The following is a 12,486-nucleotide window of genomic DNA, read 5'->3' as shown; positions in this document are numbered from 1 at the left end:
GGTGGAGAAGATCTCCCGCCTGCGCATCCCGGGCTGTGACAGGCAGCTCGCGGCCTTGAAGCAGGAGCTCCGGACCCACCGGGAGGACTTCCTCAGCGCTCCCGAGATCTTGGAGTTTGAAAAGGGATGGATGGAGAGGTATGTGCCATGACGCTGCCAAGACCGGAGGGACTGCGGAGGATCTATGACGCGCTGGGGGACGAGACGTCCAAGAGGATCTACCGGCACCGGCTGCTCTACTCGCTGCTGGGAGAGAGGGAGGAGATCGCGAAGCTGGTCTGTGAGAGCTCTCCCGCCGGCGGAGCGCTGGGCGCTTCGAAGGTCTGCTATTATGGCGCGGGCGCGGGGGGCGGCTGGCTCGTCCGGTATGGCCGGGACGCGTCCTTCGTGATCGATAAGTACAAGACCGGTACCTTCGAAGGGCTCCCTGTCATCTCATTAGGAGACTTCCTGAGCTTGCCCGACTGCAAAGAGTACCTGATCGTCGTCACCGTGGGGAAGGAAGCGCTCCGTCGGGAGATCGCGGCGGAGCTGGACCGCTATGGACTGCGGTACGTGTTCGGGTATTTCGGCCTGCAGTATTTCGATCTGCCGCAGCTCGACCTGCGGGACGAGCATTTCGTGGACGTAGGGGCCCTGGACGGGGAGACCACGCGGTACTTCCTGGACCGCTTCGAGGGGAGCCGCGCCTATGTCCTGGAGCCGAACCCCAAGCAGTTCGAGGTGACGGAGGGACGGCTGCAGGGCTATCCCCAGGCGGAGCTGTTCCCCTATGGGGCCTATGACCGGGACGGGACGCTGTACTTCGACAGCAGCGCGGCAGATGCCGGCAGCGCCAGCGTGTCCGAGCATGGGGACACCCGGATCGAGGTGCGGAGGCTGGACGGTCTGCTGGGGGACCGGCCGGTGACGTTTATCAAGATGGACATCGAGGGCTCCGAGCTGGCGGCCCTGCGGGGCGCGGAGCGGATCGTCCGGGAGCAGCGGCCCAAGCTGGCCGTCTGCGTCTACCACAAGCCGGAGGATATATGGGAGATCCCGGAGTTCATCCTGGACTGCCGCCCGGATTATAAGCTGTACCTGCGGCATTATTCCATCACCCACACGGAGACCGTGCTGTACGCGGTCTGATCGATAAGGAGCTTAGCCGATATGCTGAAAACGAAACGGATGTCCATCGTGCCCACCTTCGTCTGCACGCTGCGGTGCAGGCTCTGTTCCAACCATATGCCCGCCTTCGAGCATCCGCCCTGTGCCACTGTGGAGGAGCTCGAGGCGGACATCGACGCGCTGTTCGCCCTCTTCGGCCACATCGAGTGGCTCCAGTTCGTGGGCGGCGAGATCTTCACCCACAAGCACCTGGACGAGGTGTTCGGATACTGCGGGAAGTACTCCGCCCAGTTCGACCGGCTGATCGTCGAGACCAACGCTACGCTCCTGCCCACGGACCGGGAACTGGAGAGCCTGCTGTCCTACGGGGGGAAGCTGAAGGTGATGATCAGCGACTATGGCGGGCTGTCCAAGGCGAAGGACGCCTTCGTGAGGATCTGCGAGGAGAACGGGATCGAGTACGTCCTCAAACGCTACTACGGCGATCCGGAGAGCCAGCATTTCGGCGGCTGGATCGACAACACGCCCTGCCGGGACCTGCTGGAGCCGGACGACTATGTGACGGAACAGGCCGCCCGCTGCGCCCAGGTGCGGCTGGAGAACATGCACGTCTTCCGGGGGAAGCTGCACCGCTGTTCCAACTCCTTGTTCTTGTCGGAGCTGGGCGTGTGCGTGCCCAACCGGGGGGACTATGTGGACCTCCACGACGGCTCCAGCCTGGAGGAGAAGCGGGCGCTCATCCGGCGGTTCTATGACTATCCCCGGAAATCCTGCCACTACTGCACCTGGAAGAGCGGGGACTCGGCCGAGCGGTTCGGTGCGGCGGAGCAGGAGAGGAGGACGTAGGGATGGAGGAGCGGAAGACCGCGGCGGCCCCCGCTGGGGGCCGTTCATGGGGAGCTCCTCCCCATGAGACTATATTGAGGACGGAGGACCTCCTGACACACGGTCCCGTGCTGTGCTATGGCTGCGGCGGCGCGTTCCAGAGCGTGGCGCCGTATATGGCGGCCTGCGGCATCGATCTTGCCGGCGTGATCGATGCGAACAAAAAAGGGAGCGTGGCCTTCGCCGGCAGGCAGATCCCCATCCTCTCCAAGCAGGCGGCGCTGGACACCTATGGGACGGACGTCATCGTGATCGTGACGATCGCGGACCGGCCGGTCTACCGGCAGGTCCGGCGGGATCTGATGGAGCTGGGGTATGCCGGGGACAGGATCTTCGATCTGAACGCCTGGACATGGCTGACGGCGCCGTCTGAGGAGAGCCATTGCAGGCAGCTGGACGGGTATCTCCAGTTTTTCCCGGCCGCGTTGTCGAAATGCTGCAAGACGGGCGTCGTCGACGCGTTCTTATGCGAGTGGTTCCTGGACGGGCAGCCGCTCGAAGAGAGCATCGACCGCTTCCTGGAGAAGCGTGCGTATTACATGGAGGAGTCGAAGCGGGGCCGGGTGCCGCTTTACTGCAGGGGCTGCAGCTTCTTGACGCAGGAGCCTGAGGAGGACGGCTGGACGATCAAGGAGTTCGTCGTCAGCGACCATGCCTTCTGCAATGCGGACTGCGTGTACTGCTGCGACGCGTGTACGGTCCCCCGCAGGAAGACCGGCGCGTCGGTGGAGGAGCGTTATGCCGCGATCCTTTACGCCTTGGAGCGGTTCCAGCGGGAAGGGGTGCTGGATAAGCGGAGCATCGTCCAATTCGCGGGGGGAGAGATCACCATCAACCCCTATAAAGAGGAGATCTATGAGGCGGCCAAGCGTGCGCTGGCCTGGTCACCGGAGCTGCGGCTGGAGCTTTTCTCGAACTGCTTCCTTTACGACCAGGCGATCGCCGATATCCTGTCTCTGGGCAAAGCCTCTTACCTGCAGTGCGACCTGGACGCGGGGACGCCCGAGACCTATATCAAGGTGAAGGGCTTCAACCGATTCGACGTCGTCCGGGAGAACCTCAAGAAGTACGCGCAGTATGGGACGGTGAAGCTGAAATACATCGTCTTGCCCGGCTGGAACGATTCCCAGGCGGACTATGAGGGGACGATCGCCCTCATGGAGAGCCTGGGCCTCAAGGAACTGATATTGAGCATGGAGTTCGGCCTGTCCAGGGACGGGGACAGGATGCACGTCCGCGAGGCGCTCTACGCGGCGGCCAGGTTCATGGCCCTGCTGGAGCGGGAGGGGATGCAGGCCGCACTGCCCGACGCGTTTTGGAAAAGCGGGGACGCCGCGGTGGCGAAGCGGCTCTGCCGTGAGATCCGCTCCCTGGAAGGGGCGTGAAGAGAGAGCAGGGCCCCGCCGGCGCGGCGGAGCACGAGAGGAGGACGTAAGGATGGAAGAGCGGAAGACCGCGACGGCCCCCGCTGGGGGCCGTTCCTGGGGAGATGCTCCCCAGGAAGACACACTGCAGACGAGGGACGTCAAGGCGCTCCTGGCCGGTAAGATCGAAAGCGGCGAGCCGGTGGCGCTGTATTGCTACGGCATACTGGCCTCCCATATGCTCTGCTGCCTGGAGGAGTTCTACGGCGTCTTGCCCGCCGTCATCATCGACAACGATGAGCGGAAGCGGGGGACGGCGGAGTTCGGCGTCCCGGTCATGCCCTTCGCGGACGCGCGGGAGCGGTTCGGCCGCCTCCAGTATTTCATCTGCTCCGATGATTTCAAGTATACGATCATCGGTGATCTGCTGGAGGAGGGCGTCCGGCCGGAGGACATCGTGAACTACGTGCCGGTGGAGAGGAGGCGGACCTGCTTGTATTTTTACAACCGCCTCCTGCTGGTGCAGGGACGGGAGGATGGGCCCCATTCGATCGCTCACTGCAACAAGGATTCGTTCAAGCCGCAGACGGCGTCCACACGGTTCCCGTGCGGGGACGGCCGTTACGAGGACGTCGGGCAGATCCTGGACCGGTCCTTCGAGGAGTTCGAGCGCGGAGAGATCGAGTGCTGCCGGGACTGCGTGATGAACAAGGAGCAGTACATCGTCAGCCGCGGATATCCAAGGCATTATAAGTCCGTGGCGTTCTACCAGGAGACCTGCGCGGACTGCCTGTCGCACTGCGTCTACTGCTGTGTGGAGGGCGGCGCCAAAAGGTCCAAGCCCGTTTCGCTCAGGCCGCTGGAGGACTTCTCGAAGTTCGCGGCTTCGGTCCTGGCGCTGGGCAGGGTGGACGACGATCTCACCTGCGCGATCGACGTATCGGAGCGCGAACACGGCCGGAAGGTCGGGACGGCCCTCAAGGTCTTGGAGGAAGCCGGATCGACGCCGCTGGTCTACAAGATCAATTCCTGCCTCCTCGTCTACGAGGAGGAGCTGGCAGGTTTGCTCCGCCAGGGGAAGGTCTATGTGATCTGGTCCCTGGATGCCGGGACCCGGGAGACTTACCGGAAGATCAAGCAGATCGACGCGTTCGATAAAGCGGTCGATAACGTCCGGCGGTATATCGAAGAGGACGTCTTTGGGGGAAGGTTCATCGTCGCGAAGTATCTCATCGTCAAGGGGATCAACGACGATCCCGATGAATTCGACGCGTATCTGCGGGTGGTCAAAGGTCTGGGGCTGCGGTTCGTCTCTTTGAGCTTCGACTATAACGTGGAAGCGGATGAGCAGGATCTGGCGTTCATCCGGGATTGTTACCGCAAACTCGTCCGCGAAGGTCTGCAGATCACGTACAAGAACGACTCCGCCGCCGTCACGAAGGCGCTGAGCATGAACAGCATCCTGGAGCAATCCATCGGACAAGGAGGGACTGAATGAAACATCGGAGGATAGCCGCCGGGCTGATCGAAGAGGGCAGGGACGTGGCCCTTTACTGCGACGGCCTGTTCAGCGATACCAACATCCTGTATCTGGATAAGTTCTATGGCGTCCGGCCCGCCGTCGTCATCGACAACGACCCGCGGAAAAAGGGGACCGCCCTGCTGGGCGTGCCCGTCCTGCCCTATGCCGAGGCCAAGGCCGCCTTCCCGGACCTGTACTATTACATCCAGGGCAACACGTACCAGTATACCATCATCGGCAGTCTGCTGGAGGACGGCGTCCCGCCGGACCACATCATCAACTATGTCCCGGTGGAAAAGCGGGAGGGCTGTTTGATCGCGGAGAGCTCCATCGGGATCGCCAATTCCGGCTGCAGTATCTGCTATGAGACCGGCTTCAATTACGATAAGAACCACAACAGCATCCAGTTCGACGGATTGACGGTGGACGCGTTCGAGCGCCGGTTCGCCGATCTGCGCGACCATCACGCTTTCGTGCAGGCGGACGGTTCCGACTGCCGCGCCTCCTGCCCGCAGTTCAAGCGGGGGTATCACGCGGCGGAGCCGAAGATCCGGCTGATCGGGGACTACAACACGGACCGCTGCGAGCTGGCCTGCGTCTACTGCTTTTTGCAGGAGTTCGGCATGGACCGCGCGCCCCGGAAGATCGCCTTCCACCAGTGGCTGTCCATGCTGCTGCAGTCTGATGCCATCAGCGACGCGCTGGTGCTGCACCTGTGCCCCACCGAGAAGACCGTGGACGAGGATATGGATGCGTCGCTGGTCGTGTGTCAGGAAAACCTGGACGCGTTCGAGGCGGTCCACCTCTTCTCGTGCTGCTATGCCTACCGCCCGGGCCTGGAGCCCCTGCTGGCCAAGGGGGCGGCGAAGGCGTTCTGGTCCCTGGACGCGGGGACGGAGGAGACCTGGGAGAAGATCAAGCGGAAGAAGGGCGGCTTCGGGCGCGTCCTGGAGAACGTGGAGCGGTATCGGAGGAGCGACGCCTTCGGCGGCGCGTCCATCGTGCCCAAGTATTCGATCGTGAAAGGGATCAACGACAACGAACGGGACTTCGACGGCTTCGTTGAGCTCTGCGGGCGGTTCGGCGTCCGGTACTGCGGGCTGCAGTGGGACTACGCGGACGACGGCAATACCGCGGAGGAGGATCTCGAGCTCGTCCGCACGCTCTGCCGGAAGATCCGGGCCGCGGGGCTCAAGACGACCTATACGTCCGGCTCCACCATGCTTTCCAAGGCGCTGGACAGTCTCGCGTTTTATGAGGAGTAAGGAGGACGCCGACGATGAGGAGATATCCCCACGCCATCGTGATCGTCACGCTGGCCTGTAATTTGAAGTGCAAGAACTGCATCCTCTGCGCGCCGTACTACAAAAAGCCCTTCCACCCCACCACGGAGCGCATCGAGGAGACCGCCCGGCGGGCCTTCCTGCTGGGGGATTACGACATCTTCGAGTACATGGGCGGCGAGCCCCTGCTGCGGGAGGACTTCCCGGAGATCTGGGCCTATAACCGGGAGCATTTTTATGACCAGGCGGACATGTTCAAGACCGCCACGAACGGGAGCATCCCGATCTCGGACGCCCTGATCGATGTGTGGAAGACCTACGGGGAGAAGATCCACATCATCGTGGACGACTATGGCCCGGAGCTCTCCCCCAGGGCGGAGGAGAACGTGGACAAGCTGCGCCGGAACGGGATCGACTGCGAGCTGCGGGACATGCACAGCGAACACCGGCACTTCGGCGGCTGGGTGGATTTCATCGCGCCGGAGGAGCCCTTCCGGGACGTGGAGGACGCGAAGCGGACCTATCTCAAATGCGGCCAGGCCCAGCGGCTGAAGAACTGCTGCAACATCATCAACGGGCTGCTGATGCCTTGCCACATGCAGTTCCAGCTGAACGACCGGGGCATCGTGGACGCCAAGGCCCCGGAGTTCGAGGGCCAGTGCATCGATTTGTTCGACGACTCCGAGCCCTGGGAGCGCAAGCGGGAGAAGATGGACACCTATACGGACGTGTCCCGTCTGCCGTACCTGGAGAGCTGCCGCTACTGCAGATGCCTGGCGGAGGATACCCCCCGCCTGAAGCCCGCCGTCCAGGCGGAGAGCCTGGATGAGCTGCCCTTCCGGATCTTGGAGTCCAAGGGGGGCGGCGAGTGAGGATCAAATATGCCGTCATGCTCGCCAGGACGAACAATCTCGGTGATAATGCGCAGACACGTGCCCTTTACGATCTTTATAAGGACATGGGTATCGCCGAAGAAGAGATCGTTTTCCTCAGCATCGAAGACGTGGGCGAGAAAATAGAGGAGGGAGTCACTTATATCCTGCCATGTGTGATGGTGGATCTGCATTATCTGTTGTTCATCGACCATGTCGTCGCTCTGGGATGTGAGGATCGATTCCGTTTCATCCCCCTGAGCATCGGGTATTCGCGGTTATATCACTTCCGTGAAGAGCGGCTGGAAAGGCTGTGGAAGACGACGATCGATAAGATGATCCAACCCATCGGTTTCCGTGATTTCGATTCGGCGGGAATGTATAGGAAGATCGGATATAGCGTCTATGTCAATGGCTGTATCACCAATATTTATCCAAAGCGCCGGGAGGGGTCCTATCATCAGGTCTACATCATAGATATCCCCCCCGGATCTGAGGGATATATCCCATCGGATATCAGGGACCGGGCGATCAGCCTTTCGCAGATCATCGATCATCATATTCCGATCTTGGAACAGTATGAACTGTCCAAAGAGCGGTACGATCTATTGAGAGATACGGCTTCTCTCGTCATCACGATGCGCTATCATGTTGCGACGCCGTGTGCCGCGATGGGGATCCCCGTCGTACTGATCGAGGATCATCCGAGCGCGGTACCTTGGATATACGATCCCCGTCTCCCCGCCTTGAACCCCAATGTGCATTATTATAAGCACGAGGACTGGGATAAGATAGATTGGCACCCGCATGCAGCAGATTTTGAGGATGCCAAGCGATGCATGATCGATCTGATGATCTCCCGCATAGCCAACGAGAGGAAGATCCTGGAGGCATCCGACGAACTGGAGCGGTTCTATCGGCCCAGCAGGGAGGAGTTCGGGGAAGGCTTCGAACGGAACAAGCGGGAATACATCTATTTCTCACATTATATCGATGACCTCTTCCTGTCCAAGATAACAGGAAGGTTCAGATTCTATCTGTTCGGCCTGTCGGATCGATACGTTCAGCGGAGAGAGTGTCTGATATTAGACTACATCGAGCGGTCTTATCCCCAGGCGGAGTTCCTGGGTTTTGTCGACAGCAATAAGACAGGGACCTACTTTGGGAAAAAGGTGCTCTCGCCGGATGAGATGCAGATCGATGATGATACATATTGCTTGGTATCTGCCTATACAGCGAATGAGTTCGTGGAGCGGTCGTTCGAGGAGAGAGGCTTTGACAAAGCACATCTCTGGAAAATGCCCGAAGCGCTCATCTTTTATGTCTACTGTCTTTGACATCGTTGGAACGATATGGATGGTATCTCTAAAGTGAGGTGAGATCAGATGTCCCACGCATTCGATAACATCTTCCCCATCGGCCTGGGCACCGCGCGGTTCCCCTTCCCGTCGCCGGAGACCTATGAGGCCGACTTTGAAAAAGCCGTGGACCTGGTGACGTATGCCCTGGACCGGGGGGTCGATTACATCGACGTAGGCAGGGATTACAGCCGCGGCCACGCCTATCCCGTACTGAAGGAGGCGTTCCGGAGGACGGATAAGGACTTCCATGTCACGGTGAAGGTCAACGCCTATGATGAGGACGAGACGGCCGAAGGCTACTACCAGGAGGCGGTGTCCATCCTGGCGGCGATGGGGCTTGAAAAAGCGTCGCACTTCCTGCTCTGGACGCTGATGAGCAGTGAGCAGTTCCATTGGGCCACCCGGAAGGACAGCCTGTATGACGCCGCGCTCCGGCTGAAGGAGGAGGGACGCATCCGGCATATCGGGGCCAGCGTCCACATGCAGAGCAGGGATATCATCGAGGTGATCGACAGCGGACGGTTCGAGTTCGTCCTGATCTCCTATAACCTGCTCGACCTCATGGATATGCAGCGGGTGCTGGACCGGGCCTATGAGAAGGACGTGGACATCCTCGTGATGAACCCGCTGTACGGCGGATTGATCGCGGAGAACGCGGCGGCCTTCGAGTATGCGAAGCTGCGGGAGGACGAGACGGTGGTGCAGGCGGCCGTCCGGGCGCTGCTGGCGCATCCGGCGGTGAAGTGCGTCCTGGCGGGAGCGGCGGACAAGGAGCAGCTGGACGAGTACCTCTCTGCCGCGGACCTCGGGGCCGGCGAGGAGGAGCGGCAGGAGCGGCTGCGGATCGTCAAAGAGCGGACTTCCGGCAGCCATACGTTTTGCAGCTATTGCCGCTACTGTGCGGCCTGTCCGAAGGGGATCCCCGTCCCGGAGATCATGAACGCGCGGAACGTCTTCTTGCTGCAGGGCGGGAGCTCCCGGGCCGCGGCCGGACAGGGGTTTTTCAAGGCGCTCCACGAGAAGTTCGGCATCGGGTTCGAGAGCAGCGAGGACCCTTGCATCCACTGCGGCCTATGTGAGCGGAGATGTACCCAGCATCTGGACATCATCCGTTCGGTGGAAGAGATCTATCAGCTGGTGGGCCGGACCTGCTACGATAAGGCGTCCAGGAAAAAGCGGTTCGAGGAGCTGCTTGGCGGCAAAGGCTATCGGAAGGTGGGCTTCTGGCCGGCCAGCGCCGGGACGATGAAGATCCTGGAGATCTATGAGGACCTGTTCGGTCCGCCGCCCTTCGAGGTCTTCCTCTTCGATTCCAATGCCGACCACCATGGCAAAGAAAGGTTCGGCCATATCGTCCATCCCAAGGAGGAGGCGGCAGACCTGGGGGTGGACTGCATCCTGGTCACCTCCTTCCTCCACGGTAAGGCGATCTACGAAGGCATCAAGGACCTGGGAACGCAGGGCATCGATGTGGAACTGCTCTACCGCGAGGGCGATGTGGACTGGTGGTGGTGAAGATGGGGAAGAAGGTCATCTGCTATATCCAGGCGTTCGACTGTGAGCACACGATCGAGGCGGCGATGCGGAGCGTGCAGGACCAGACTTATGGGGACTGGCGGTGTTTCGTGCTGTCCAACGGGAACAAGAACACCGTGGAGGCGCCGAACTGGTCCTTCGACGTCATAAAGAGCGCTGCGGCGCGGGACAGCCGTTTCATCGTCCTGAACAAGCGGGAGAACTCCCTCGACATGTATATCCCCATGCTGTACCATCTGGCCAAGAGCTTCCCGGACAGTTACCTGTGTTCCCTCGACGCGGACGACGAGTACCGGCCCGACTTCTTCGAACGGGCCGTGGCGCTGGCGGAGGGCCGGGATCTGGACATCGTGGCCTGCGGCACGGAGATCATGCTGAAGGAGGACGAGAGGGCCGCGGAGGCCGTCCTCCTGAGCAGGCGGGAGGTCCAAGAGGACCTGGCGATCCGGGGGGAGGATCTTACCCGCCGGTTCCCTGTCTACAAGCCGTTTTTCAACGAGATGTGGGGGAAGCTGTACCGCACGGATCTGTTCGGCCCGGCGTATGACTGGAAGTATGCAGAACGTCATTTTTTTGGGCGGTTCCTGCCGGATACGCTGTTCACCATCGACAACCTGTCACGGAGCAGGGCGGTCGGCATCCTGTCCGGGACCTCGCATAAGTTCTATCAGTACCGGCGGCGCAAGGACAGCAACGCGACGATCCTGACGAACGCGTTCTCGGCCGGACGCCAAGCGGGACGCGTGTTCCGCAGGAACAAGTTCTCCGTATACGATACCCACGAGACGATCATGCGGTTCCTGCGGGCCCACGGTGAGGTCACGGACGATCTGTACGAATATATGCAGGCGGTGCTGGTGGGCTGGTTCGGCGACTATTACGCACGGACGCTGCTGCCGACACAGGATGAGAGGAAGTTCGCCAGATCGGCGTCCAGGCTGGTCTCCCATCCGAAGTTCGATGAAGTCATGCTCTATCAGGACAGCGGGAAGTACGACAACCTGCGCGGTCATGACACGCGGATCGAATTCTGCCGGCGTCTGCGGGATACGGCCCTTGGCCAAAAGGCCGTCCGGGAGCGGAGGCTCTGGTACGGGAAAGATCTGCCGTGTCCTCCGGCTGCGGAGCGGATGCTGGATCAAGTGATCCAAAAGCTGGATGAGACGGTCCAAGCCCTGCTGGGAGTGCAGGGGAAAGGAGAGTAGCATATGCTGGAGACCTATCTTCGAATGGCGGCGGAAAAGCTGAAAAGCGGCGTGAAGGTCTATTTGTGTCCGGCGGCGATGGAGACCGTGATCATCGCGAAGATGCTGAAAGCGGGATACGGGGCCGTCCCCTCCGGCTTCTGCGACAACGATGTGCGGAAGCAGGGACGGCGCCTGCATTCGATGCCGGAGTTCACGATCCATCCTTTCGATGAAGTGCTGAGAGACGAGACCGCGGAATTCCTGGTGGTATCACCGCATCACTCCGCGGAGATGATCGGCAGCCTGATCTTCGAACGGGGCGTATCGGAAAAACGGATCCTCAATTTCCAGCCGGTGGAAAAGCGGAAGACCTGCCCGCTGATGGCGCAGAACTGGATCGTCGAAGACCGCCATTTCGTCTGCTGCTGTATCGAGGAGTATAAGCCCAGGTTCGACAATAAAAACTGCGATCCCCGGGAGGGGCTGGACTACCTGGACCGCATCCGGAAGCAGATCATCGATGGGCAGAGCCCGCTCCCGGAGGGGTGCCGGCAGTGTTTCACCTATCATGATACCTACATCTACTCCTCCCTGAAGCTCAATTCCTTCGATTTCTCGTTCCGCGGCTGGTGCAACTACAAATGCGAATACTGCTCGGCGAACCACCCGGATTGGAAGGGATACAACGATCGGTTCTCCTTGGAGGAGTACTTGATCGAGCTGGAGCGGCGCGGCTTGTCGAACGACATCTTCTCCGTCCTCTTCGCGGTGGGCGAACCCACCTTGAACGAGAAGCGCTTCGGACTGTATGAGCACTGCCGGGAGCGGCAGTATTTCCTGGACGTGTTCTCCAACTGCTCCGTGTTCGATGAGGAGCTGTTCAAGCTGGCGGGGGAGATCCCGGTCATCATCCGGAAGTCCTTCGATGCGGGCACGCCCGAGACCTATGCCAAGATCAAGGGCGTGGATCGCTGGGAGAAGATGCTGGGGAACGTAGAGCGGTATCTGGAAGCCCCCTATCTGGCGCTGAACCCCAAATATCTGTTCGTCCCGAATGTCAATGACAATGAGAAAGACATCAAGGGGTTCGCGAAGATGTGCGCTGGGCTCCCTGTGGATTTCGTCACCCCGGTCTTCAGTTTCCTGGACGATCGATACGCAGGCTCCGCGCATGCCCAGGAGATGTTCAAGCTGCTGGTGGATGAGCTGGCGGCGAACGGCATTTTCACGGCGAACGTGGATACCCTCTACAGTGAGAGCTATCACGACCTTTACCGCGCCTCTTTTTGACCCGGGCGTATCCAAGAGCGGCGGCGACAAGGCGATGAGATGCCGAGATGCGAAGTGCCATGTGCTCCGGAGCACA

10 protein-coding genes are annotated in these 12,486 nt (G+C 60.7%); all 10 read left to right on the top strand.

Translation table 11 applies throughout. The annotated features are described in order from the left end of the window. Positions 1-147: 147 nt before the first annotated feature. Genes QZ332_RS11345 through QZ332_RS11300 form a run of 10 tightly spaced genes read left to right on the top strand, consistent with a single transcriptional unit; the run spans position 148 to position 12,410 of the window. A complete protein-coding gene (locus tag QZ332_RS11345) occupies positions 148-1,131 on the top strand; it encodes an FkbM family methyltransferase (RefSeq protein WP_295765456.1) in 984 nt (327 codons plus the stop codon). Positions 1,132-1,152: 21 nt separating this feature from the next. Next, positions 1,153-1,956 carry a radical SAM protein gene (locus QZ332_RS11340; protein ID WP_295765454.1) on the top strand — a complete coding sequence of 268 codons (804 nt, stop codon included), beginning with the start codon at positions 1,153-1,155 and terminating at the stop codon, positions 1,954-1,956. Between the two features lie 2 nt (positions 1,957-1,958). After that, a complete protein-coding gene (locus QZ332_RS11335) occupies positions 1,959-3,380 on the top strand; it encodes a radical SAM protein (protein WP_295765453.1) in 1,422 nt (473 codons plus the stop codon). 52 nt (positions 3,381-3,432) lie between these two features. Beyond that, positions 3,433-4,857, top strand: a complete 1,425-nt coding sequence (locus tag QZ332_RS11330; protein ID WP_295765452.1) for a hypothetical protein — start codon at positions 3,433-3,435, stop codon at positions 4,855-4,857. Then, a complete protein-coding gene (locus QZ332_RS11325; RefSeq protein WP_295765450.1) occupies positions 4,854-6,146 on the top strand; it encodes a radical SAM protein in 1,293 nt (430 codons plus the stop codon). The genes QZ332_RS11330 and QZ332_RS11325 overlap by 4 nt, the downstream gene beginning before the upstream one ends. A gap of 14 nt (positions 6,147-6,160) precedes the next feature. Further along, entirely contained in the window at positions 6,161-7,036 is an 876-nt protein-coding gene (locus QZ332_RS11320) for a radical SAM protein (RefSeq protein WP_295765448.1), read from the top strand. Then, on the top strand, positions 7,033-8,373 hold the full coding sequence (locus tag QZ332_RS11315; RefSeq protein ID WP_295765446.1) for a polysaccharide pyruvyl transferase family protein: 1,341 nt from the start codon (positions 7,033-7,035) through the stop codon (positions 8,371-8,373). The genes QZ332_RS11320 and QZ332_RS11315 overlap by 4 nt, the downstream gene beginning before the upstream one ends. Before the next feature lie 48 nt (positions 8,374-8,421). Further along, positions 8,422-9,912, top strand: a complete 1,491-nt coding sequence (locus tag QZ332_RS11310) for an aldo/keto reductase (RefSeq protein ID WP_295765444.1) — start codon at positions 8,422-8,424, stop codon at positions 9,910-9,912. Beyond that, positions 9,903-11,138, top strand: a complete 1,236-nt coding sequence (locus QZ332_RS11305; protein ID WP_295765442.1) for a glycosyltransferase — start codon at positions 9,903-9,905, stop codon at positions 11,136-11,138. Before QZ332_RS11310 ends, QZ332_RS11305 begins: the two co-directional genes overlap by 10 nt. A gap of 3 nt (positions 11,139-11,141) precedes the next feature. Further along, positions 11,142-12,410: a radical SAM protein gene (locus QZ332_RS11300; protein ID WP_295765440.1), complete on the top strand. Its 1,269-nt coding sequence runs from the start codon at positions 11,142-11,144 to the stop codon at positions 12,408-12,410. Positions 12,411-12,486 lie beyond the last annotated feature (76 nt).

The organism is uncultured Oscillibacter sp. (assembly GCF_910584465.1).
GTDB lineage: Bacteria > Bacillota > Clostridia > Oscillospirales > Oscillospiraceae > Oscillibacter.
This window is presented reverse-complemented; position numbering and strand designations above follow the sequence as displayed.